Origin of the sequence: Streptomyces flavochromogenes (assembly GCF_000717595.1) — a bacterium.
Classification (GTDB): domain Bacteria; phylum Actinomycetota; class Actinomycetes; order Streptomycetales; family Streptomycetaceae; genus Streptomyces; species Streptomyces flavochromogenes.
Window position 1 is genome coordinate 22,743 of record NZ_JNZO01000039.1, and the last position, 23,852, is coordinate 46,594.

17 protein-coding genes are annotated in these 23,852 nt (G+C 72.0%); 13 read left to right on the forward strand and 4 right to left on the reverse strand.

What is annotated here, in order from left to right:
- Window positions 1–187: 187 nt before the first annotated feature.
- The gene (locus IF00_RS0135480) at window positions 188–2,371 is read right to left on the reverse strand and encodes a RecQ family ATP-dependent DNA helicase (protein WP_030325355.1); all 2,184 of its coding nucleotides are present in this window, start codon (window positions 2,369–2,371) and stop codon (window positions 188–190) included.
- Window positions 2,372–2,512: 141 nt separating this feature from the next.
- Between IF00_RS0135480 and IF00_RS0135485 the strand changes: the two genes are divergently transcribed.
- The 7 genes from IF00_RS0135485 (at window position 2,513) to IF00_RS0135515 (ending at window position 13,008) form a co-directional block, all read left to right on the forward strand.
- Complete coding sequence (locus IF00_RS0135485; protein ID WP_030325356.1) at window positions 2,513–3,931, forward strand: DUF4192 domain-containing protein; 1,419 nt, start codon at window positions 2,513–2,515, stop codon at window positions 3,929–3,931.
- A 115-nt stretch (window positions 3,932–4,046) separates the two neighbouring features.
- Window positions 4,047–6,143 (forward strand): glycogen debranching N-terminal domain-containing protein, encoded by a 2,097-nt coding sequence (locus IF00_RS0135490; protein ID WP_030325358.1) that lies wholly within the window; start codon window positions 4,047–4,049, stop codon window positions 6,141–6,143.
- A 109-nt stretch (window positions 6,144–6,252) separates the two neighbouring features.
- Window positions 6,253–7,092: an NUDIX hydrolase gene (locus IF00_RS0135495; RefSeq protein WP_030325360.1), complete on the forward strand. Its 840-nt coding sequence runs from the start codon at window positions 6,253–6,255 to the stop codon at window positions 7,090–7,092.
- A 122-nt stretch (window positions 7,093–7,214) separates the two neighbouring features.
- On the forward strand, window positions 7,215–9,047 hold the full coding sequence (locus tag IF00_RS0135500) for an ABC transporter ATP-binding protein (protein ID WP_030325361.1): 1,833 nt from the start codon (window positions 7,215–7,217) through the stop codon (window positions 9,045–9,047).
- A gap of 160 nt (window positions 9,048–9,207) precedes the next feature.
- The gene (locus IF00_RS0135505; RefSeq protein ID WP_078944983.1) at window positions 9,208–10,095 is read left to right on the forward strand and encodes a FadR/GntR family transcriptional regulator; all 888 of its coding nucleotides are present in this window, start codon (window positions 9,208–9,210) and stop codon (window positions 10,093–10,095) included.
- Window positions 10,096–10,472: 377 nt separating this feature from the next.
- Window positions 10,473–12,020 (forward strand): RNA polymerase sigma factor, encoded by a 1,548-nt coding sequence (locus IF00_RS0135510; protein ID WP_030325365.1) that lies wholly within the window; start codon window positions 10,473–10,475, stop codon window positions 12,018–12,020.
- Between the two features lie 169 nt (window positions 12,021–12,189).
- Entirely contained in the window at window positions 12,190–13,008 is an 819-nt protein-coding gene (locus IF00_RS0135515) for a serine protease (protein ID WP_030325367.1), read from the forward strand.
- A 114-nt stretch (window positions 13,009–13,122) separates the two neighbouring features.
- Here IF00_RS0135515 and IF00_RS0135520 read toward each other — a convergent pair whose 3' ends face one another.
- A complete protein-coding gene (locus IF00_RS0135520) occupies window positions 13,123–13,353 on the reverse strand; it encodes a DUF7455 domain-containing protein (protein WP_015036683.1) in 231 nt (76 codons plus the stop codon).
- A 432-nt stretch (window positions 13,354–13,785) separates the two neighbouring features.
- Between IF00_RS0135520 and IF00_RS0135525 the strand changes: the two genes are divergently transcribed.
- The 5 genes from IF00_RS0135525 (at window position 13,786) to IF00_RS0135545 (ending at window position 20,183) form a co-directional block, all read left to right on the forward strand.
- Window positions 13,786–15,903, forward strand: a complete 2,118-nt coding sequence (locus IF00_RS0135525) for a DNA gyrase/topoisomerase IV subunit B (RefSeq protein WP_030325369.1) — start codon at window positions 13,786–13,788, stop codon at window positions 15,901–15,903.
- A 97-nt stretch (window positions 15,904–16,000) separates the two neighbouring features.
- On the forward strand, window positions 16,001–17,215 hold the full coding sequence (locus IF00_RS0135530) for a sensor histidine kinase (protein WP_030325371.1): 1,215 nt from the start codon (window positions 16,001–16,003) through the stop codon (window positions 17,213–17,215).
- Window positions 17,212–18,009 carry a response regulator gene (locus IF00_RS0135535; RefSeq protein WP_078944984.1) on the forward strand — a complete coding sequence of 266 codons (798 nt, stop codon included), beginning with the start codon at window positions 17,212–17,214 and terminating at the stop codon, window positions 18,007–18,009. Before IF00_RS0135530 ends, IF00_RS0135535 begins: the two co-directional genes overlap by 4 nt.
- A gap of 99 nt (window positions 18,010–18,108) precedes the next feature.
- Window positions 18,109–18,594 carry a DUF485 domain-containing protein gene (locus IF00_RS0135540; RefSeq protein WP_030325377.1) on the forward strand — a complete coding sequence of 162 codons (486 nt, stop codon included), beginning with the start codon at window positions 18,109–18,111 and terminating at the stop codon, window positions 18,592–18,594.
- Entirely contained in the window at window positions 18,591–20,183 is a 1,593-nt protein-coding gene (locus IF00_RS0135545) for a solute symporter family protein (protein WP_030325378.1), read from the forward strand. Before IF00_RS0135540 ends, IF00_RS0135545 begins: the two co-directional genes overlap by 4 nt.
- Window positions 20,184–20,246: 63 nt before the next feature.
- On the opposite strand, the gene IF00_RS0135550 is transcribed toward IF00_RS0135545, so the two are convergent.
- Both IF00_RS0135550 and IF00_RS0135555 read right to left on the reverse strand, forming a co-directional pair.
- Window positions 20,247–20,936, reverse strand: a complete 690-nt coding sequence (locus IF00_RS0135550; protein WP_030325381.1) for a response regulator — start codon at window positions 20,934–20,936, stop codon at window positions 20,247–20,249.
- Window positions 20,933–22,648: a sensor histidine kinase gene (locus IF00_RS0135555; protein ID WP_051820779.1), complete on the reverse strand. Its 1,716-nt coding sequence runs from the start codon at window positions 22,646–22,648 to the stop codon at window positions 20,933–20,935. Before IF00_RS0135555 ends, IF00_RS0135550 begins: the two co-directional genes overlap by 4 nt.
- Before the next feature lie 121 nt (window positions 22,649–22,769).
- On the opposite strand from IF00_RS0135555, the gene IF00_RS0135560 reads away from it, so the two are divergent.
- Window positions 22,770–23,843, forward strand: a complete 1,074-nt coding sequence (locus IF00_RS0135560; protein WP_030325385.1) for a CobW family GTP-binding protein — start codon at window positions 22,770–22,772, stop codon at window positions 23,841–23,843.
- The last annotated feature ends 9 nt before the right edge of the window (window positions 23,844–23,852 follow it).

The window sequence follows — 23,852 nt, forward strand, 5'->3', positions numbered from 1 at the left end:
GGGTGAGGGCGCACCACAGCACAGCCCGTCCGGACCGCTGGCGGGGCGTGCGAGGCGGTTTCCCAATTCTTGCGGGCCCGTGGGCGAGCGGCAACGAGCAATTGAGGCCGCTGACGGGATTGCGGCGGTATGCCTTTCATATCCCTGCCCAGTTGCCCATTGTTCACTCCCCGTTCCCCCTCCCGTTTCACCCCTGGACGGCAAGTACCAGCGGATACACCCCTTCCGCTCCGGCCCGTCGCAGCAGCCGCGCCGCCACCGCCAAGGTCCAACCGCTGTCGGACAGATCGTCGACGAGCAGTACCGGCCCGCCCGCCGCGGCCAGCCGCTCGCCCAGTTCGGCGGAGACCGTCAGGGTTCGCTGCAGCCCCACCACCCGCTGGGCGCTGTTGGTCCGGGACAGTCGGACATCCTCCGCCTCGGGCACGTACTCCACCGCACCGAGCAGGGGCATTCTGCCGATCTCGGCGATCCGCTGTCCGAGTGAACCCACCAGTCGAGGCCTCCGATGGGAGGCGACCGTGACCACCCCTGCCGGCCGGGCAGGTGCGTCCGGCGCTCCGGAGGCCCAACCGCCGGGCCCCTTCGCCCAGTCGGCGAGCACGTGCACCACCGCCTGCACGACATCGTCCGGAACCGGACCATCGGCGGCGGTGTCGGCCAGCAGAGGACGCAGCCGGTTGCCCCAGCCGATGTCCGAGAGCCGTCCCAGAGCGCGCCCGCCGAAAGCCTGCTCGCCGGCCGGGATACGACCCTTCAGATCGACCCCGACCGCTGCGAGTCCGGTCGGCCACATCTTCCGCGGCTCGACCTCCACACCCGGCCGGCCCAGCTCGCCCTTCGCCGCGTCCAGTGCCGCGTCGGAGACCTTCGGATCGAAGCGACTCCCCGCGCAGTTGTCGCAGCGACCGCACGGCGCGGCCTCCTCGTCGTCCAACTGACGGCGCAGGAACTCCATCCGGCACCCCGACGACGCCGCGTAGTCGCGCATCGCCTGCTGCTCGGCCTCCCGCTGCCGCGCCACCCAGGCGTACCGCTCGGTGTCGTACACCCAGGGGCGGCCGGTACTTTCCCAGCCGCCCTTCACCCGTCGCACCGCGCCGTCCACGTCGAGGACCTTGAGCATCGTCTCCAGACGGGTCCTGCGCAGCTCCACCAGAGGCTCCAGTGCGGGCAGGGACAAGGGCCTGCCCGCCTGTGCGAGCACGTCGATCGTGCGACGCACCTGCTCCTCCGGCGGGAAGGCGACCGAGGCGAAGTAGCGCCAGATCGCCTCGTCCTCCTGCCCCGGCAGCAGCAGCACCTCGGCATGCTCCACACCTCGCCCGGCACGGCCGACCTGCTGGTAGTACGCGATCGGGGAGGACGGCGACCCGAGGTGCACCACGAACCCCAGGTCGGGCTTGTCGAAGCCCATGCCGAGGGCAGAGGTCGCCACGAGGGCCTTGACCCGGTTGGCCTGGAGATCGTCCTCCGCCTGCTGACGGTCGGCGTTCTCCGTACGGCCCGTGTACGAGGAGACCGTGTGACCGCACTGGCGCAGATAGGCCGTGACCTCGTCCGCCGCGGCGACCGTCAGCGTGTAGATGATGCCGGAACCGGGCAGCTCGCCGATGTGGTCGGCCAGCCAGGCCAGCCGGTGGGCCGCGTCCGGCAGCCGGACCACGCCAAGGCTAAGGCTCTCCCGGTCCAGCGCGCCGCGCAGAACCAGGGCGTCCGTGCCGGCGCCCGTACCGAGCTGCTCGGCCACGTCCGCCGTCACCCGGGCGTTCGCCGTGGCCGTGGTGGCGAGCACCGGAACCCCGGACGGCAGGTCCGCCAGCATCGTGCGCAGCCGGCGGTAGTCGGGCCGGAAGTCGTGCCCCCAGTCCGAGATGCAGTGCGCCTCGTCGACCACGAGCAGCCCGGTGGCGGCAGCGAGCCGGGGCAGCACCTGGTCACGAAAATCCGGATTGTTGAGCCGCTCGGGGCTCACCAGGAGTACATCCACGTCGCCGGCGGCCACCTCCTCCTGGACGGTGTCCCACTCCTCCGTGTTCGACGAGTTGATCGTGCGGGCGCGGATGCCTGCCCGAGCGGCCGCCTGCACCTGGTTGCGCATCAGTGCGAGCAGCGGGGAGACGATCACGGTCGGGCCGCTGCCGCGCCCACGCAGCAGCGAGGTCGCCACGAAGTACACGGCCGACTTGCCCCAGCCCGTCCGCTGCACCACCAGGGCCCGGCGCCGGTCCGCGACCAGGGCCTCGATGGCCCGCCACTGGTCCTCGCGCAGTCTCGCCGTCCCGGTCGGGTCCGAGACGAGACGGGCGAGCACGGCATCGGCGGCGGTCCGGAGCGCGGCGCGGTCTTCCAGGGGGTCTGCGTGGGTCATGACTCCATGCAACCCGATCCCTCGGACATCGCGCGAATGAGCGCCGAACCTGTGGACAACTCGACAGGCCGACGGAAGCCCCGTTCCGGGAGTTATCCACAGGGGTTTCGGAATTCGGGAGATCACGAGACCGTCCTGACCATGAACGCGAATCACCACGAATCCAGTGACCTCACCCGTACCCGGATCACCCTGCGCGGCCCGGCGGAACTGGCCGACGCCCTGCCGTTCGTGCTGGGCTTCCACCCCACCGACTCCGTCGTCCTGGTCGCCCTCCACGGCGAGCACGGCCGCTTCGGAGGTCGCGTCAGGCTGGGCATTCCCAGCTCGCCCAGCGAATGGGCGTCCACTGCCGATCACCTGGCCGAATGCCTCGTGGAGGGAAGCAGCAGGAGCGGCACCCGACCCGACGGCATCGTCGTCTTCCTCTGCCAGGACCCCGCAGCGGGCGAGACGGGCCGCAGGGTCATGGAACGACTGCGCCCGTTCGCGCAGCGGCTGCGCACGGCGTGCGGCGCTCTCGACATCCCCGTCTACGAGGCACTCTGCATCTCCGACGGTCTCTTCTTCTCCTACTGCTGCCCCGACGCCCGCTGTTGCCCGCCCGACGGCACCCCGCTCGCCCTCAGCGGTACGTCGGTGATGGCGGCGACCGCGGCGTACGCCGGAGTCCAGGTGCGGGGGTCCCTGCGGGACATGGAGAGGCGGTTCCAGCCCGCCGGCGGCCCCCGGGAGGAAGAACAGCGCGCGGCACTCGACGCGAGCGCCGCCGAGATCGTCCCCCGTATCCTCGAGGACGCCGAGGGCAAGGGGCGGGATGAGGTGCGCGAGACGACTCTGCGCCTGGCACGGCAGGTCCTCCGCCGCTTCGTCAATCCGCCGGGGGAGGCCGGGCCGACCGGCCGGACCGCCGGCTCGACCGCCCCGAGGACCGTGCGGGCGGGCATCGCAGGCACCGCCGAGAGCGACGCGGCCGACGACGCGCTGGTCGAGACCGGCGAAGCGGCCGCGCTGATCCTCGGTCTCCAGGACCGGGCGACCCGGGACCGCGCCGCCGAATGGATGGAGGGCTGGGAGGGCGCTGCCGCCCTGCGCCTCTGGCGCGTGCTTGCCCGGCGCTGCGTCGCCCCCTACCAGGAGCACGCCGCCGCACCGCTCACCCTCGCGGGCTGGACCGCCTGGTCCGCCGGCGACGAGCCGACCGCCCGGGTCGCCCTCGGGCTCGCACTCGACATCGACCCCGAGTACGTGTTCGCCCGGCTGCTGCACCAGGCGTGCAACGAGGGGCTCGACCCCGAGTCTCTCCGCTCCTGTCTGCGGGCCGAGCGGGACAGCCGGATCGCCTCGGACGAGACCGCCTCGGGCACATCACTGCAGGTCCGGACACGCGTCGCCCACCCGCGGAGCAGTCGGCAGACCCTGAGGAAGCCCGGTCGCCAGACCCGTGGGGCGGAGCGTCGTTCCGCGGCGGGCGTCCGGCCCGCTGGGCCCGCCGCGGGCAAGCCGGGGAGCGGAAGTCCGAGGCGCGGCGGCCGGCGCGACACCAGGAGCGGACGATGACGACCGTGACCCGGCCGCCCGTCGGCGCGTTCAGCTCTCTGGCGGAGCCGTCCGAACGGTCCCGCCGACACCTCGCCGGCCGCCCGGTCCGCACAGAGAGCACCCCGTACCCGCCATGGCCCTCAGCCCCGTCCCGGCCCCCGGCCGCCCCACCGGCCCTCCGATCGGCCACGCGCCGGGACGCCCTGCCGGGCGCCAACCCGGGGCCGCTGCCGGTATCGGCGCCGCGCCACCGCGCGCGGCGCGGCCCGCAGAGCTCCCCTCGGTGCACAACGCGCTTCTCTGCGTGGCCCTGCCCGCTCTCGCCGTCTGCGCCGAGCACGGCCAGCTCACCGGCGAGGGACCCGAGGGCGTGTACACGGCGGGGCGACGGCTCCTCTCCCGCTGCGTCCTGCGCGTGGCGGGGCGTGAGCCGGTCGCCCTCCAGGGCCGAATGGCGGCCGCGGACCGGGCGGTGTTCCTCGGAGCCGTCCGCGTCCCCGGGGACATGGGCCCCGATCCCGGGCTCGCCGTCGAACGCACACGGAGCGCCGACGGCACCGAACGGATCACCCTCCGCAGCGCCGTCGCCCGCCCCCTCCGGCTCCCCCTGGAAATCGCTCTGGGGTCGGATCTCGCGGACCTGGGCGCGGTGGCGTCCGGCCGGCCCGGACCCGAGCTCACTGCGAGCGTCCACGGCACCGGCCTGCGCTGGACCGGCGGCGGCGGGCGATCCGTCACCGTCACGGCGGATCCGCCGCCCATGGACGCCCTGGCGGCGGCGGGCGTCCTCCGCTGGGAGGCAGAGCTGGCGCCCGGGGGCACGTTCACGGTCCGGTTGCGGGTACACGACGGCTCGCCCGGGCGGCCCACCGGCGCTCCGGGCGGTGCGGGGCGGCCCGGAGGCCACGTCCTCGCCGAAGCCCTCGCCGAGGGCGACGACACCCGTCCCGGGGAGCTTCTGCGCGCCTCCGTCGAGGACCTGCGGGCCCTGCTCCAGCGCGACCCGGCGCACCCGGCGGACGTCCACCTCGCCGCAGGCGTCCCCTGGCGCTGCGGACCCGTCACCGCCGAGGCCCTCTGGGCGGCACGGATGGCCCTGCCCCTCGGCACCCGGCTCGCCGTCACCACCCTGCGCGCCCTCGGGCGCACCCAACTCTCCGGCGGCGGAGCCGAGTCCGGCCGCATCCTGGGACCTCTCAGGGACGCCGGCCCGCACCTGCCGCCCCGCTGCACCGGCATCGAGGCCACCCTCGCCTGTCCGGTCGTGCTCGCCGAGGCCCGCCGCTGGGGACTGCCGGCGGCGGACCTCGAAGAGCTGCTGCCCGTGGCGGAGCGCTGCCTCGACTGGCTGCGCCGGACGGCCGGCGCGAGCGGGCTGGTGCCGGACCCGGGGCCCGCCGGGCCCTGGCGCGCCGAGACACAGGCACACGCGCATCGCGCGGCGCTGCTCGGCGCGGACCTGCTCGACGCCTGCGGCAGGCCCGGGGGAGACGCACTGCGCGATGCGGCAGAGACCCTGCGCGAGCGCTTCCGGAGGGAGTTCTGGCTCGACGACCGGGCCGGCGGCCGGCCTGCCGTCGCCCGTGGACCGGACGGGCGGACCTGGTCCCAGCTCGGTGGCTGGGCCGCGCACCTGCTCGACACCGGGCTGCTGGGCGGCGGCCGACTCGCCCACGGGCTGCTGGACAGGACGGAGACCGAACAGGTGGCGAGACTGCTCGGGACCCCTGCCCTGGACTCCGGCTGGGGGCTGCGCAGTCTGGGCGCCAAGGAGCCGGGACACAACCCCTTCGGCCACCGTGCGGGTGCGGTGCGGGTGCACGAGACGGCGGTCGCCGTGGCAGGACTCGCCGCCCTCGGCCACGAGAAGGAGGCCGCCTCACTGCTCCGCGGGCTGCTCGACGCGGCGGAGGCCTTCACGTACCGGCTGCCCGAGATGTACGCGGGGGAGCAGCGCACGGCGGGCGGGCGACCGGTGCCGCACCCCGCCGCGTGCCGGCCGGCGGCGGTCGCGGCAGCCGGAGCCGTCCACGCGCTGCTCGCCCTCGCCGGAATCCGGCCGGACGCGCCGGGCCGGTCCGTGACGACGCATCCCCTGAGGTCGGCGCCGCTCGGAGCGATCCGGTTCTCGGGGCTCGTGGTCGCGGGTGAGCCGTTCGCCGTGCGGGTCGGCAGGCTCGGTCTCGGTATGGTCGAGGAGGCCGCAGAGGGCCTTCAACTGGGGGTGTGACGGGATGCCGGGCACAGACACGACGGAAGCCTCGCGGCCAGGCGTGGAAGTCAGCGTGGATGCCCCCGAGGGGCGTGCTTATCGTCAGGAAGACGACTATGATCGCGGCATGCCTCCCTACGACCCGTCGGCCTTTCCGCCCTTCGCCGTGACCGTCGATCTGGTCGTGCTCACCGTGCGCCGCCATGCGCTCTGCACCCTGGTCGTGCGACGGGGAGAGGCGCCGTACCAGGGGCGTTGGGCGCTGCCCGGCGGCTTCGTGCGTGAGGACGAGGACCTCAGTGGTGCCGCCGCGCGCGAGTTGGTCGAGGAGACGGGCCTCTGCGCCCACGACCCGGCCGCCCCGCCGCCCGTGCCGAGCAACGGCGCACACCTGGAGCAGCTGGCGACCTACGGGGCGCCCGACCGTGACCCCCGCATGCGGGTGGTCAGCGTCGCGCACCTGGCGCTCGCCCCGGACCTTCCCGCGCCGCGGGCCGGGGGCGACGCGAACAGCGCCCGGTGGGCACCCGTCGAGGAGCTGCTCGGAGAAGACGTGCTCGCCGGGACCGCGGAGGCCATCGGAGTGGCCCATGGCGCCGGCGCTGCCGGGGACTCCGGTGACATGGCGGGTGGCGAGAAGCAAGGCGGCCCGGTGGCGCTCGCCTTCGACCATGCCCGCATCCTCGCCGACGGGGTGGAGCGGGCCCGCTCCAAGATCGAGTACTCCTCCCTGGCCACGGCCTTCTGCCCGCCGGAGTTCACGGTCGGAGAGCTGCGGCGCGTCTACGAGGCCGTCTGGGGTGTGGCCCTGGATCCGCGCAACTTCCATCGGAAGGTGACCGGCACGCCCGGCTTCCTCGTGCCGGCCGGTGGCACCACGACTCGTCAGGGCGGACGCCCGGCCCAGCTCTTCAGGGCAGGTGGGGCCACTCTCCTCAACCCGCCGATGTTGCGCCCCGAGGTCTGACAGACCGGTGTTTCCGGCGCTCCTGGGCGCCAACCCTACGCCGAAAGTCCGAAATGTAGCGTTATCTTGCTGCGGTAGCGCCGCCCTGCCGCGGAGCGGTGTCATCTACCGCGAGAGAAGCGATGCTCCAGGCAATCGGACTGACCAGCACCCCCCGCCGCGATCGCCCACCCGCCGTGGACGATCTGACGTTCGAGGCCCGGCCGGGTACCGTGACGGCTCTCCTCGGTACCGCGGGCTCCGGCAAGACCACCGCGCTCCGGCTCATGCTCGAACTCGAGCCGGGCCGCGGGATCACCTACTTCCGGGGTCGGCCGCTGCACCGCATCGCCCACCCCCCGCGCGAGGTCGGCGTTCTCCTCGGCGACATCCCCGGGCACCCCTCCCGCACACTCCGGGGCCAGCTGCGGATGCTCTGCGCCGCCACGGGGGTTCCCGCCTCTCGGGCCGGGGAACTGTCCCGGGTCGTCGGTCTCGACGGCCTGGAGCGCCGGCGGATCGGCACCCTGCCGATCGGGGCCGATCGCCGACTCGGCCTCGCCTCCGCCCTGTTGGGTGACCCGCACACCCTGCTGCTCGACGAGCCGGGCGCCGGCCTCTCCGTATCCGAGAGCGCCTGGCTGTACGAGCTGCTGCGGGCGCACGCGGACGACGGGGGAACCGTGCTGTACACCACGGCGGATCCCAAGGACGCGGTGCGCAACGCCGACCGGGTCGTGACGCTCGACGGTGGGCGACTCGTCGCCGACCAGGACGTCACCGAGTTCGCCCGTACCCGGCTGCGCCCCCGCGTCGCCGTCCGCACCCCGCAGGCCGCACGGCTCGCCGCGGTCGTGACCCAGGAGGCCAGGGCCGCACGTCGGCCGGTCGAGGTCGTCGCCGAGGACGGCAACCGGCTGTCCGTCTACGGGAGCGACTGCGCGGCCGTCGGCGACACGGCGTTCCGCCATGGCGTACCGATCCACCTGCTCGCCGCCGAGACCGGCGACATCGACGGCATGGCCGGCAGTTTGCCCGTTCGGCGTACCCCGACGGGAGAGGCCGGCCCGGTATCCGGCTCCGGGCGTGCGGTCGAAGTCGGCGGCTCCGTGACCGGTGACCCCGTACCCACGGACTCCGTACCCCCTGCTGCCGTGACCGGTGACCCCGCTGCCGGGGAGCGGGGTGGGGCCCGGAGGCCCGCCCGCTCGCCCCTGCGGCCGTTGCGGTACGAGATCCATCGCCTCCTGGGCGTGCCGTCCACGCCGCTCGTCGCGGCGGCCGTCCTGCTCGGCTCCGTGACCATCGCCCTCCTCCTCGGACGGGGCGGGAGCGCCGCCGTGCCCGCGGTCGTGGCCGGCTGGCCCGCGCTCTTCCCGCTGCCGCCCGCGGCGCTCGGGGCCGGACTGCTCGGCGCCTTCTCCTTCGGTGAGGAGTACCGCTATCCCGCGCTCACCACGGGCCGGGGAGCGGTTCCGCGCAGACCCGGCCTGCTGCTGGCGAAACTGACCGTGGCGGCGGCCGTCGCCCTGGTGCTCGGGGCGGCCGTCGCTGTGGTGGATCTTGAGGCTCTGAGGTTCGTCTACGGCGGAGAGTTGATCGCCGTACCGAAGAACTGGCCGACTCTCTGCGCGAGTTGGCTGGGGCTGATGGTCGGCTGCGCCTGGGCCGGAGTCCTCGGCGCCGGGGTGTTCCGGGCGGCCGCGGCCGGTGTGGCGGCGGTCCTCGCGGTTCCGGTCGCCTTCGTCCCGCTGCTCCAGAAGGTGCTGACCGGACCTTCGGTGCGGTCGGCCGCCGGACTTCCGGCGCGGCTCCGGGAGTTCGCCGGTCCGCAGTGGTCCCCGGCGGTGGATCGCTGGCTGGCGGGCGCGCTGCGGGTGCTCGGGCAGCCCGCGGGAGTGGCTCTCTCTCTGACGTTGACCGGATTGCTCTGCGCCTATGTGTTCACCGGCCTTCGTCGTAAGGCGCGTTGGTGATCACTTGCGGACCTAAAGGTTCCGGTTCGCGGTCAACTCTCTTGAAATGTGCCCGTTATGTCCGATAAATCGTCAATTGTGTAGGGGGTGCCGATCACCCTTTCGTGTGCTTTTCACCAAAGACCTCAAGGGTCACGGAGGCAGCGCCGACAAAGGATGCGTGAGTACCCTTGCGCACACCATGATGACCGCCGCCCGCTCCGTCGACTCCGGCCTCGGCGCCCCGGGCGATCTCGACCGCTACCCCTACGCGGAGGCGCCCGCCGCCGGCCGCGTGGGCCCGCCCTCCTGGGAGGGGGTGGACACCGACCTGGGCCGCGTCGGCCGCCGCAGCGCCGGCAACCGCGGGCGCGGGCTCCACGGCCAGCTCGTCCAGCAGCTCGGCCAGATGATCGTCTCCGGCGATCTCGGCGCCGACCGCCCGCTCGTCCCCGAGGAGATCGGTCAGCGGTTCGAGGTCTCGCGCACCGTCGTCCGGGAGTCGCTGCGCGTGCTCGAGGCCAAGGGGCTCGTCAGCGCCCGCCCGAACGTCGGCACCCGCGTCAGGCCCGTCAGCGACTGGAACCTGCTCGACCCCGACATCATCGAGTGGCGCGCCTTCGGCCCGCAGCGCGACGACCAGCGCCGTGAGCTGAACGAGCTGCGCTGGACGATCGAGCCCCTGGCCGCCCGCCTCGCCGCCGGGCACGGTCGCGAGGACGTGCAGCAGCGTCTCGCCGACATGGTCGAGATCATGGGCCACGCGTTCGCCCAGGGGGACGGCATCACGTTCTCCCGCGCCGACACCGAGTTCCACTCGCTCCTCATCCAGCTCGCCGGGAACCGGATGCTGGAGCACCTCTCCGGCATCGTCGGCGCGGCGCTCCAGGTGTCCGGCGGCCCCGTCACGGGCTGTGACCGCCCGAGCGAGGCCTGTCTCGGGCACCACGCGCGGATCGTGGACGCGCTCGCCGCGGGCGACGCCCTCGGAGCCGAGACGGCGATGCGAGCCCTGCTCACGGTCCACCCCGAGGTGGAGCGCGTCGTCCCCGCCCCTCGCGAACACTGACCCGCGGGCCGTGGCCGGGAGCGCGGAGGCGTGGACATCGCGCGCCGCCGGGTCCGAGCGCCGCCCGGGGAGCCCGGAAGGGTTTCCCCGGCCGGTGCCAGGATTCGGGCGGAGTGAATGTACGCTGATATATCCCTCTGCGTTGATTTGTCGCACATGAGGTGTGACTCGGGCCACGAAGATTGGGCGTAACACTCCTCCGAGCCGTGCGATGACCTAAGAGGTGACAGCCGAGGAAGGAATACAGCAGCCGATGGAGGCGCTGTGCAGTTCCCCGGTCCAGCCCGCGCCGTCGGCACATTCCCCGTCGACGGTCGTCGGCTCCAGCCCTCCAGGGCGGGGCCGGAAGCCGTTTCCATCGTTCCGAGAGGTTGTTCGTGTCGGCCAGCACATCCCGTACGCTCCCGCCGGAGATCGCCGAGTCCGAGTCTGTGATGGCGCTCATCGAGCGGGGAAAGGCTGATGGGCAGATCGCCGGCGATGACGTGCGTCGGGCCTTCGAGGCTGACCAGATTCCGCCAACCCAGTGGAAGAATGTTCTGCGCAGCCTCAATCAGATCCTCGAGGAAGAGGGTGTGACGCTGATGGTCAGTGCAGCGGAGTCGCCGAAGCGCGCCCGCAAGAGCGTCGCCGCGAAGAGCCCGGCCAAGCGCACCGCCACCAAGACCGTCACCGCCAGGACGACCGTGACGAAGACGACCGTCACGGCCGCCACGGCCTCCGCGGCAGAGGGCGACGACCCGGCCGACGAGGCCGGATCCGCCGCCAAGAAGGCGGCTGCGAAGAAGACCGTCGCCAAGAAGACGGTGGCCAAGAAGACCGTCGCCAAGAAGACGGCGGCCAAGAAGACCGCGTCCAAGAAGGACGCCGACGAAGCCGTCGAGGGCGAAGAGCTGCTCGAGGACGTCGCGCCCGGCAAGGGCGAGGAAGAAGAGACCGAGGGCGAGAGCAAGGGCTTCGTCCTGTCCGACGAGGACGAGGACGACGCTCCGGCGCAGCAGGTCGCCGTCGCCGGTGCCACCGCCGACCCGGTCAAGGACTACCTCAAGCAGATCGGCAAGGTCCCGCTCCTCAATGCCGAGCAGGAGGTCGAGCTCGCCAAGCGCATCGAGGCCGGCCTGTTCGCCGAGGACAAGCTCGCGAACTCGGACAAGCTCGCGCCGAAGCTCAAGCGCGAGCTGGAGATCATCGCCGAGGACGGCCGCCGGGCCAAGAACCACCTCCTGGAGGCCAACCTCCGTCTGGTGGTCTCGCTGGCCAAGCGCTACACCGGCCGCGGCATGCTCTTCCTGGACCTGATCCAGGAGGGCAACCTGGGTCTGATCCGCGCGGTCGAGAAGTTCGACTACACCAAGGGCTACAAGTTCTCCACGTACGCCACCTGGTGGATCCGTCAGGCGATCACCCGCGCCATGGCCGACCAGGCCCGCACCATCCGTATCCCGGTGCACATGGTCGAGGTCATCAACAAGCTCGCGCGTGTGCAGCGTCAGATGCTCCAGGACCTGGGCCGTGAGCCCACCCCGGAGGAGCTGGCCAAGGAGCTCGACATGACCCCTGAGAAGGTCATCGAGGTCCAGAAGTACGGTCGTGAGCCGATCTCCCTCCACACCCCGCTGGGTGAGGACGGCGACAGCGAGTTCGGCGACCTGATCGAGGACTCCGAGGCGGTCGTTCCGGCCGACGCGGTGAGCTTCACGCTTCTCCAGGAGCAGCTGCACTCCGTGCTCGACACGCTCTCCGAGCGTGAGGCCGGCGTCGTCTCGATGCGCTTCGGCCTCACCGACGGTCAGCCGAAGACGCTGGACGAGATCGGCAAGGTCTACGGCGTGACCCGCGAGCGGATCCGCCAGATCGAGTCGAAGACCATGTCGAAGCTGCGCCACCCGTCGCGCTCGCAGGTGCTGCGCGACTACCTCGACTGATCCGTGCCTCGGACGTCCGTGAGAGTGACGGACACGAGGCAGGAGCGGTATGCGGAAGGGCCCGGTTCCCCGAGGGGGAGCCGGGCCCTCCGGCTGTGTGCGGGGTGCACCGCGGGGCCGTGTGCTGGACTCTGGGTGAAGCGACATCACCGGAGAGTCAGGAGGCTCCATGCGTGGTTCCCTCACCCGAGCATTGACGGGTGCTCTGGGCCTGATCGCGGCGGCGGCGGGACAGCTGGCCACGGCCGCACCCGTGGCCGCCGACAGCGTCGTGGTGGGCGGCCGGCAGGCCCAGATCACGGACGCGCCCTGGGTCGTGGCGCTGTCCAGCCGTGACCGGTTCGGAGGTACGCGCGCGGGGCAGTTCTGCGGCGGCGTGCTCGTGGCGCCGACCAAGGTGCTCACGGCGGCCCACTGCCTGGGGCGTGAGGTCCTCGGCGGCGAACCGTGGGAGGTGCGCGATTTCGTCGTCATCGCGGGCCGCGCCGCGCTGCGCGGGCAGGGCGGGCAGGAGGTGCGGATCTCGGACACCTGGGTCAATCCCGACTACGACCCGACGACGAACTCGGGTGACCTCGCGGTACTGACGCTGGTGAGCGCGCTGCCGCAGTCGTACGTGATCGGCGTCGCCCGCACGGGAGACGCGGCGTACACGCCCGGCACGGAGGCGGACGTCTACGGCTGGGGCGACACCACCGGCAGCGGGACCTATGCCTCCGCGCTGCGGACGGCGCGGGTCCAGGTGCTGCCGGACGGCGCGTGCGAGCGAGCGTACCCGGGAGGGTTCGGCGTCCCCTACCGGGGCGACACCATGCTGTGCGCGGGCGACCCGCGCGGCGGCAAGGACGCGTGCCAGGGCGACAGCGGAGGCCCGCTCGTGGCGAAGGGGCTCCTCGTCGGCCTGGTGTCCTGGGGCAGCGGCTGTGGGCAGGCGGAGAACCCGGGGGTCTACACCCGCGTCTCCGCGGTCCTGCCGGAGAGCTTCTGATCCACAGCGGACAGTGGCGGTACGAGAACGGGCGGCCACCCCCCTGCGAGTGCGGGGGTGGCCGCCCGTTGTCCGGTCATTGGCCGGATCTGGGCTCGTCGTGGAGGCGAGACGTCAGTGGTCGTCGCCCTGCGTGCGGGCCGGCACGTCCGTCAGGCGGTCCGTCTCATCCTGTATCTCAACGGCGATCTTCTTGAGTTCCGGCTCGAACTTACGTCCGTGGTGGGCGCAGAAGAGCAAGTCACCTCCGCTGGTCAGGACGACACGCAGGTAAGCCTGGGCGCCGCAGCGGTCGCAACGGTCAGCGGCCGTCAGGGGGCTCGCGGGGGTCAGAACAGTAGTCACGTCGCCTCTTCTCTAGCTCGACGAGCTGTCGTACCAGGGTCAACATCCAACCAGGCCGAAAACGTTCCCGCTCGCGGCTTTTCCTTCAAACTTCTTCGCAGGTGGCTGTCTGCTGCCGGTTGGCGGCGAATGAGCCGTATTGCGTCGCTCTACGGATTTCGCGTTGCTTGTGTCGGTCGATCCTCCCGGCGTGGTTGCCGGTTGTTCATGAGGACGTGCCCGGAGCCTAAATGGTTCATGCGCGGAAGGGAACGTGATGTTCGCGTCACCCCATCGAGGGATCGAACATCCATGCGACTCTGGACTAGCATGAGGAATAGGGGAGGGTGGCGTAACAACGGCTCTACCAGGCATCGGTACCCTCTGACGGGTGACCGACGCCGGGCCTTACCCCACTGGGCCAGATTTCAAATTCAGCGAGGAGCGAACCGCGTGACCGCCGAAACGTCCGTGCCGTCCAGTGCGCTGCTGACCGCAGACCGTGACGCTTCCAACTACACCGCGCGGCACCTGCTCGTACTCGAAGGGCTCGAAGCGGTCCGCAAGCGCCCCGGTATGTACATCGGGTCCACCGACAGCCGCGGCCTGATGCACTGCATCTGGGAGATCATCGACAACTCCGTCGACGAGGCCCTCGGGGGCTACTGCGACCACATCGAGGTCATCCTCCACGACGACGGCTCCGTCGAGGTCCAGGACAACGGCCGGGGCATCCCGGTCGACGTGGAGCCGAAGACCGGACTCTCCGGAGTCGAGGTCGTCATGACCAAGCTGCACGCCGGCGGAAAGTTCGGCGGCGGATCGTACGCCGCGTCCGGCGGTCTGCACGGCGTCGGCGCCTCCGTGGTCAACGCGCTGTCGGCTCGCCTCGACGTCGAGGTCGACCGGAACAGCGCCACGCACACGATCAGCTTCCGCCGGGGTGTGCCGGGCATCTTCACGGAGCAGGGCCCCGACAGCCCCTTCGATCCGGGCAACGGTCTGCGCAAGGGCAAGCGCGTCCCCAAGACCCGCACCGGCACGCGCGTGCGCTACTGGGCGGACCGGCAGATCTTCCTCAAGGACGCCAAGCTCTCCCTGGAGACGCTGCACCAGCGCGCCCGGCAGACCGCCTTCCTCGTGCCCGGCCTCACCATCGTCGTCCGCGACGAGCGGGATCTGGCGGGGGTCGGCAAGAGCGAGGAGACCTTCCGCTTCGACGGCGGCATCAGCGAGTTCTGCGAGTACCTCGCGCAGGACAAGGCCGTCTGCGACATCCAGCGCCTCACCGGCCAGGGCACCTTCAAGGAGACCGTCCCGGTCCTCGACGAGCGTGGCCACATGACCCCGACCGAGGTCACGCGTGAGCTCGCCGTCGACGTGGCGCTGCGCTGGGGCACCGGCTACGACAGCACGGTCAAGTCCTTCGTCAACATCATCGCCACGCCCAAGGGCGGCACCCACGTCTCGGGCTTCGAGCAGGCCGTCACCAAGACGGTGAACGAAGTGCTGCGCTCCTCGAAGATGCTGCGCGTCGCCGAGGACGACATCGTCAAGGACGACGCCCTCGAGGGCCTCACCGCCGTCGTGACGGTGCGCCTCGCCGAGCCGCAGTTCGAGGGGCAGACCAAGGAGGTCCTCGGCACGTCCGCGGCCCGCCGGATCGTGGCGAACGTGGTCGCGAAGGAGCTCAAGGCCTTCCTCACCTCGACCAAGCGGGACGCCAAGGCGCAGGCCCGTGCCGTCCTGGACAAGGCCGTCGCCGCCGCCCGCACGCGCATCGCCGCCCGCCAGCACAAGGAGGCGCAGCGCAGGAAGACCGCTCTGGAGTCCTCCTCGCTGCCGGCGAAGCTGGCCGACTGCCGCAGCGACGACGTGGAGCGCAGCGAGCTCTTCATCGTCGAGGGGGACTCGGCCCTCGGTACGGCCAAGCTCGCTCGCAACAGCGAGTTCCAGGCCCTGCTGCCGATCCGCGGCAAGATTCTCAACGTTCAGAAGTCGTCCGTCTCGGACATGCTGAAGAACGCCGAGTGCGGGGCGATCATCCAGGTCATAGGAGCGGGGTCGGGCCGCACCTTCGACATCGACGCGGCCCGCTACGGGAAGATCGTCCTCCTGGTCGACGCCGACGTCGACGGCGCCCACATCCGCTGTCTGCTGCTGACGCTCTTCCAGCGCTACATGCGGCCGATGGTCGAGGCCGGGCGGGTCTTCGCCGCCGTGCCCCCGCTGCACCGGATCGAGCTCGTCCAGCCCAAGAAGGGCCAGGACAAGTACGTCTACACGTACTCGGACAACGAGCTGCGCCAGACCCTGCTGGAGTACCAGCGCAAGGGAGTCCGCTACAAGGACTCCATCCAGCGCTACAAGGGTCTGGGCGAGATGGACGCCGACCAGCTCGCGGAGACCACGATGGACCCGCGCCACCGCACCCTGCGCCGGATCAACATCGGCGACCTGGACGCGGCGGAGCAGGTCTTCGACCTCCTCATGGGCAACGACGTGGCGCCCCGCAAGGAGTTCATCACCGGCTCCGCGGCGACCCTCGACCGTTCGCGCATCGACGCCTGAGGCGCTCCACCCGTGGGTGGAGCCACACGCTCCACCCACGGGCCGATCACACGCCCTTCGACTCTCCGTAGCATGGATGTGACGGAGGGGGACAGGCATGAACGAGAAGCGCGAGCGGGCGGACGGGAGGACCGGCACGGCCCAGGAAAGCTCCTGGAGCTCCTGGCCCTCGCGGGAGGCGCTCACCCGGCTGGGAGTGCCCCGGGGCCGGATCGTCCTGGACTACAGCATGATCACGGCCCTGAGTGTCTGGGTGCTCGCCGGCTGCTACACCTCGGGCGGGTTCGACGGCTGGTACACGCCGCTGCCTCCCCTCGGCTTCGGGCTCTGTGTGGCGGCGGCGCTCGGCTACCACCACACGACCCTCGACCACCGGCTCGCGGCCTCGCTGGGGCTGCTCGGGGTGATAGCCCTGTGCGGCCTCGGGGCCTACGCGGCCGGGGCGCCCACACCCGCGACCGTCATGTGGATAGTCGTCTCGATCATGGCGATGGAACGGCTGCCGCTGCCCTTCGCCCTGGCCACCGTGGTCGTGCTCGTCCCCGGCTTCGTGGAGGCGGACGAGACCGGGATCCTGGGAGCCGGCCTCACGACCGGGGCCGTGCTGCTCGCGGGTTACTCGCTCCGGCTGGACGCCCACGCCCGCGGGGCGGGGTTCCAGCTGCTCGCTCAGGAGCGGCTCGCCCGGGAGGCCGAGGCCGCGTCGGCCGCGCTGGCCGAGAGAGCCAGGATCGCCCGCGAGATACACGACGTGCTCGCCCACAGCCTCTCCGCCCAGATGGTGCACCTGGAGGTCGCACGGCTCCAGATCGAGGCGGGTGCGGACCGGAGTGAGATCCTCAAGCTCGTCACCTCGGCCCGCTCCATGGCCAGAGAGGGGCTCGCGGAGACCCGGCACGCGCTGTCGGCACTGCGCGGTGACATGGTGCCCGTCGAGGAGTACCTGCGGGAGCTGGCGCGGCAGGACCGTGCCGAGGTCGATGTCAGCGGAGAACGTCGGAACCTGCCGGCAGAGGCCTCTCAGGCGGTGCGACGGGTCGCGCAGGAGGCGCTGACGAACGTGCGCAAGCACGCCCCCGGCGCCCGGACCCGGATCCGGTTCGCGTACGAGGCCGATGAGATCGCCCTGGAGATATGTGACTCCGGGCCACCTGTCACGGCCGAGGGTGGGGGAGAGGGGTACGGGCTCGGCTCGTCCGGCTCCGGGTACGGACTCGTCGGGATGAGGGAGCGGGCGGAACTGCTCGGCGGCAGTCTGGACGCGGGGCCGGACGGGCCGGGATTCGCCGTGCGGCTGCGGGTGCCGGCATGAGGGCCGAGGAGAGGGCCGGGGGTCTGTCGCGGCCGGAGGAGATCGATTTCCGGGAGGGGGCTCGGGCGGTGCGGGTGGTGGTCGCCGACGATCAGGCCGTGGTGCGTGAGGGGATCGTGATGCTGCTCGGGCTCCTTGCCGGGGTCGAGGTCGTCGGGTCCGCACGGGACGGGGAGGAGGCGGTCGCGCTGACCGCAGAACTCGCGCCCGACGTGGTCCTGATGGATCTGCGCATGCCGCGTTGCGACGGTGTCGAGGCCACCCGACGGATCCGTGAGGGGCACCCCGGGACGGAGATCGTGGTGCTCACCACCTACGCCGACGACGACTCGCTGTTCCCGGCGCTGCGGGCCGGGGCGCGCGGGTACCTGACCAAGGACGCGGACGGGGACGAGATCGTACGGGCCCTGCGGGACGTGACCGACGGGCGGGCGGGGCTTTCCCCCACGGTGCAGCGGCGGTTGCTGGAGCAGCTGTTGGAACGGAGGGAGGGGCCCGAGCGGGCGGGCCCGTCGGGTGGGGCCGGCCCCGGGTCGGCGGATCCGGACGCGCCCGCCGCGCCCGTGGCCCCGGAGGCCGACGGGCTCACCGAGCGGGAGACGGAGGTGCTCGTGCTCGTCGCCGACGGGCTCTCCAACCAGGAGATCGCCGGGCGGCTGCGGATCTCCACGGCCACCGTGAAGACCCATATCAACAACCTCTTCGCCAAGACGGGGGTGCGCGACCGGGCGCAGGCCGTGCGGTACGCATATCAGCACGGTCTGGTCAGGGCACCTGGGCGGAGAGTCACCTGATGGGGTGAACAGCGGGAGGAGAAGAGTCCGGGATCTTCCCGCTCTGTCCATCCTTGGGCACGCGGCCGAAACGGTTCGCTTGACAAGGAGAGTTGGCCGGTGGAGCAGGTGGACAGGCAGGAGGGGCTCGACGCTTCGGCGGTGCCCTTCGACGACCCCTGGTACGACGCGACGGCCTCCGGCCGGGACGAGCGCGTCGGGGCCGGGGCTCCCGGTGACGGCCGCCCCGACGCGGTGCCGCGACAGCGGGTCCACAGCGCGGCGGAGATCTATCTGGAAGTGCAGCGGAGTCCTGCCTTCCAGGAGGTGCGCAGCCGCTACCGCCGGTTCGTCTTCCCGGCCGCCCTGGCGTTCCTCCTCTGGTACCTCGCCTACGTTGTGGCGGCGACCGCCGCTCCCGGGCTCATGGCGCGGCCGGTCGCCGGGGTGGTCAACGTGGCGATGGTCGCGGGGCTCGGGCAGTTCCTCACCACCTTCCTGCTGACCTGGGCGTACGCGCGCCACGCGCGGCTGCGACGGGACCGGGCCGCGCTCGACCTGCGCTGGGACACCCAGGAGATGACCCGAGGGGTGACGCAGCCGTGACCGCGAACCACCAGACACTGGCGCTCGTGCTGTTCAGCGTCTTCATCGCCGTCACCCTGGGGATCACCACCTGGGTGAGCCGCAACCGGCGCGGTTCGGCAGAGGAGTTCTACGCCGGGGGCCGGCTCTTCTCGCCCCTGGAGAACGGCTTCGCCATCGCCGGCGACTACATGTCCGCGGCGTCGTTCCTCGGTATCTCCGGGCTGATCGCCCTCTACGGCTACGACGGCATGCTGTACTCCGTCGGGTTCCTGGTCGCCTGGCTGGTCGTGCTGCTGCTCGTGGCCGAACTGGTCCGCAACTGCGGGCGGTTCACCCTCGCCGACGTCGTCGCCGCGCGGATGGCCGAGCGCCCGGTGCGGATCGCCGCGGGCACGTCCTCGGTGGCCGTCTCCGTGCTGTACCTGGTGGCCCAGATGGTGGGAGCCGGAAGCCTGGTCGCGCTGCTGCTCGGCGGCACCAGTGAGGCGGCCCGCTCCTGGACCGTGATCGGTGTCGGCGCGCTGATGGTGATCTACGTGTCGCTCGGCGGCATGCGGGCCACCACCTGGATCCAGATCGTCAAGGCGGTCCTGCTCATGGCGGGCACGATCGCGCTCACCGTGCTGGTCCTGCTGCGGTTCCACGGAGATGTGAACAGCCTGCTCTCCACGGCGGCCGAACGCAGTGGTCACGGCCTGGACTTCCTCGCTCCCGGGCTCCGTTATGGCGGCGACTGGACGTCCCGCCTCGACTTCATGAGCCTCGGCCTCGCCCTGGTCCTCGGCACGGCGGGTCTGCCCCACATCCTGTCGCGCTTCTACACCGTGCCGACCGCCCGCGCCGCCAGACGTTCGGTCGTCTGGTCCATCGGGCTCATCGGCAGCTTCTACCTGATGACCATCGTGCTGGGCTTCGGCGCGGCCGCCCTGATCGGCCCCGACGAGGTCCGCGCGTCCAACGCGTCGGGGAACACCGCCGTACCGCTGCTCGCCCTCGACCTCGGCGGCGGCGCGGGCTCCACCGGCGGCACCGTGCTCTTCGCGATCGTCGCGGCCGTCGCCTTCGCGACCATCCTCGCCGTCGTCGCGGGGATCACCCTCGCCTCCTCGGCCTCTGTCGCCCATGACCTGTACGCCTCGCTGCGCCGCCGGCACGCGAAGCAGTACAGCGAGGTGGCCGTGGCCCGGGTCGCCGCCGCGGGGATCGGCGCGGCCGCGATCGGCCTGGGGCTGCTCGCCCGCGACCTCAACGTGGCCTTCCTCGTCGGACTGGCCTTCGCGGTCGCGGCCTCCGCCAATCTGCCGGTGCTGCTCTACTCGCTGTTCTGGCGGAGGTTCACCACTCGGGGTGCGGTCTGGTCGGTGTACGGCGGTCTGATCCCGGCCGTGCTGCTCGTCCTGGTCTCGCCGGTGGTCTCCGGCAGTCCCGAATCACTGTTCCCCGGTGTCGACTTCCACCTCTTCCCGCTGCAGAACCCGGGAGCGGTCTCCATTCCGCTGGGCTTCCTCGCCGGGTGGATCGGGACCGTGACGTCGACCGAGCCGTCCGACGAGGCGCGGCACGCCGAGACCGAGGTCCGGTCGCTGACCGGCGCCGGTGCCGCCTGACGAACCTCGGGAACCAGACCTCCACCGGCGGACGGCATCAGCCGGCGGCAGGCGAGGTGGGCCTCAGCCGTGGGGCGGCGAGGTCGCCCAGGCGTAGCGGTGTTCCGGGCGGCCCGTCTCGCCGTACCGGAGCGAGAGGCGGACCCTGCCGGTGCGTTCGAGGAGTTTGAGGTAGCGCTGGGCGGTCTGGCGGCTGACGCCGGCCCGCTCGGCGATCTCCTGGGCGGACAGCGCCCCACCGGCGGCGAGCAGCACCTGGCGGACCAGCTCGGCCGTCGTGGGGGAGTGCCCCTTCGGCAGGTCGGGGGCCACGGAGCCCGCCGAGAGGACTCCGAAGATCCTGTCCACCTCGGCCTGCTCCGCCTCGCCCCCGCACTCCAGGGTGCGGCGCAGCGTCGCGTACGCCTCCAGCTTGGCGCGCAGCCCGGCGAAGTTGAACGGCTTGACCAGGTACTGGAGGGCGCCGTGCCGCATCGCCGCCTGCACGGTGGCCACGTCCCGCGCAGCCGTCACCATGATCACGTCGCACTGGTGACCACGCGCGCGGAGCTCCCGTACGGCGGCCAGCCCGTTCTCGTCGGGCAGGTAGTGGTCCAGGAGGATCAGGTCCACCGGCTGCTGGTCCAGGGCGGCGAGCGCCTCGGCGGTCGAGTGGGCGGTGGCGGCGACGCGGAAGCCGGGCACCTTGGCGACGTAGGCGGCGTTGATCCGGGCGACCAGCACATCGTCGTCGACGACCAGGACGTCGATCATCGGGCCTCCTCGACGGACCCCGCAGCCGGCCCCCGTACAGCCGCGTCCGGTTCGGGCTCCGGTCCCCGGACAGCCAGGTCCGGCTCCGGCTCGGTCAGGGCGTCCGGGAGGACGACCGTGAACTCCGCGCCTCCGTCGAGCCCGTCGGTCACCCGCGCGGAGCCGCCACGCCGCTCGGCGAGCCGGCGTACCAGCGCGAGACCGAGGCCGCGCTTTCCGTGCGACGGAAGAGCCTTCGTCGACCAGCCCTCGGTGAAGATCAGCTCTCGGCGCTCCTCGGGAACCCCCGGACCGCTGTCCGCGACCCGCAGCACGACCGTACGCCCCTCGGTGCGGAACGAGACGTCGATGCGGGCGCCCGGGGTGCCGGCGACGGCGTCCAGGGCGTTGTCGACCAGGTTGCCGACGACGGTGACCAGCTCGCGCGGGTCGACGAGCCGGTCCGGCAGCAGCGAGTCGGGGGTGAGCCGCAGCGAGGCGCCCCGCTCGGCGGCGACGGTCGCCTTGCCGACCAGGAGCGCCGCGAGGAGCGGGTCGTGGACCTTCTCCGTGACCTGCTCGGCGGTGGCCCGGTGCACGCCGACCACCTCGGTGACGAACTCGACCGCCTCCTCGTGCATCTCCAGCTCCAGGAGCCCCAGGAGGGTGTGCATCCGGTTGGCGTGCTCGTGGTCCTGGGCACGGAGCGCGTCGATCAGGCCCCGGGTGGAGTCCAGCTCGCGCCCGAGCCGCTCCAGCTCCGTGCGGTCGCGGAGGGTCGCCACGGCGCCGCCGTCGTCCGTCGGCATCCGGTTGGCGATGAGCACCCGGTGTCCGCGGACGGTGAGCAGGTCCTCGCCCGTCACCCGGCCCGCCAGGACGTCGGCCGTACGGCCCCGGCCGAGGACCTCGTCGAGCGGTCGGCCCGCCGCCTCGGGGCCGAGGCCCAGGAGCCGCTGAGCCTCGTCGTTCATCAGCCGGACGGAGCCGTTGCGGTCCAGGGCCACGACCCCCTCGCGGATGCCGTGCAGCATGGCCTCGCGTTCGGCGAGCAGCGCCGAGATGTCGGAGAACGCCAGGTCGTGGGTCTGCCGCTGAAGGCGCCGGGAGATCAGGTACGCGGCCAGGGCGCCGGCCGCGAGCGCCCCGCCCGCGTAGGCGAGGAGGCCCGGGATCGCGGCGAGGAGCCGGTCACGGACGCTGTCGTACTCGATGCCGACCGAGACCGCGCCGACGATCCGCCCGTCCGCGTCCCGCAGCGGCATCTTGCCGCGCGCCGAGCGGCCCAGGGTGCCGCTGTCGATCTCCATGACCTCGTGCCCGGCGAGGACGTCGGACGGATCGGTGGACACGCGCCTGCCGATCGCGGCGGGATCGGTGTGCGACCAGCGCACCCCGCGCGTGTCCATGACGACGACGTACTCGGCTCCCGTGGAGGTCCGGATCCGCTCGGCCTCCGTCTGCACCGGCCCCCGCGCCGACGGCCGTGTGCCGGTGAGGTCCGCGGCCAGCCGGGGTGACGCCGTGGTCCCCGCGATGGCCAGGGCGCGCCGCATCGCCTGGTCGTCCAGCTGGGCGCTGAGCGGGGCAAGGAAGAGCCCGGTGGCGAGGACGGTGACACCGGTCGCGATGGCCAGCTGCATCAGCAGGACCTGCGAGAACACCCGCTGCGGCCAGCCGAACCGCCGACGGCGCGCACGCGGGCGCGGGGGGCTGGTCTGTGCGGGGCTCATGCCGGAAACGGTAAGCGGCCACGCCCCGGGACCGGAAACGGCGTCGGCGCGGGTGTCCGTGCGGAAACCTATTCTGGGGATCCCACAGCCGTGGGACCCGAAGGAACCGGAGGCACGTCCCTTGACCACGCAGCAGATCCCCGTCGTCGTCCTGGCCGGGTTTCTCGGCGCAGGGAAGACCACGCTCCTCAACCATCTGCTGCGCAGTTCCCGGGGGACCCGTATCGGCGTGATGGTCAACGACTTCGGCGACATCGGCATCGACGCGATGAGAATCGCCGGGCAGGTCGGCTCCACCGTCTCCCTCGGCAACGGCTGTCTGTGCTGCGCCGTCGACGTGAGCGAGCTCGACGAGTACCTGGAGGTCCTCACCCGCCCCGAGTCGCGGCTCGACGTGATCGTGATCGAGGCGAGCGGGCTCGCCGAGCCGCAGGAACTGGTCCGGATGGTCCTCGCCAGCGAGAACGACCGGATCGTGTACGGCGGGCTCGTCCAGGTCGTCGACGCGGCCGAGTTCTCCGCGACCCGGGAGCGCCACCCCGAGACCGACCGGCACCTGCCGATCGCCGACCTCGTGGTCGTGAACAAGACCGACCGGGTTTCCGGGGCCGAGCTGCTCGCCGTCCACGAGACGGTGGCGGGACTCGCCGGGAAGGCCGTGGTCGTCGACGCCACGCACGGGCGGATCGACCCGGAGCTGCTCTTCGACCGTGTGGTCCCCGAGGGCGAGATCGAGGGCCAGATGTCGATCGAGGACATCCTGTACGGGGACGGGGACGGGGACGGGGACGGGGACGGGGACCCGCGGGCCCACACCCACACGTCGTACGAGACCGTCTCCCTGACCGCGGCCACCCCGCTCCACCCGCGCCGGCTGATGGCCTTCCTCGACGCGCGGCCGGAGGGTCTCTACCGGATCAAGGGCTTCGTCGACTTCGGCGCCGCCGACCCGGACAACCGCTATGCCGTGCACGCGGTCGGCCGTTTCCTGCGCTTCTACCCCGAGCGATGGCCCGGGGGCGAGGAGCGGCTCACCCAGCTCGTCCTCATCGGCTCCGGCGTCGACGCGGCCGGCCTGCGCAAGGAGCTCGCGGAGTGCGAGCAGAACGGACCGCAGGACGCCCCCGACGAACACAGCATGTGGGGCGTCCTGCGGTACGTACAGCAGACGGAGGAGGAGCCGGAGGCGCCGTAGGACGCCTCC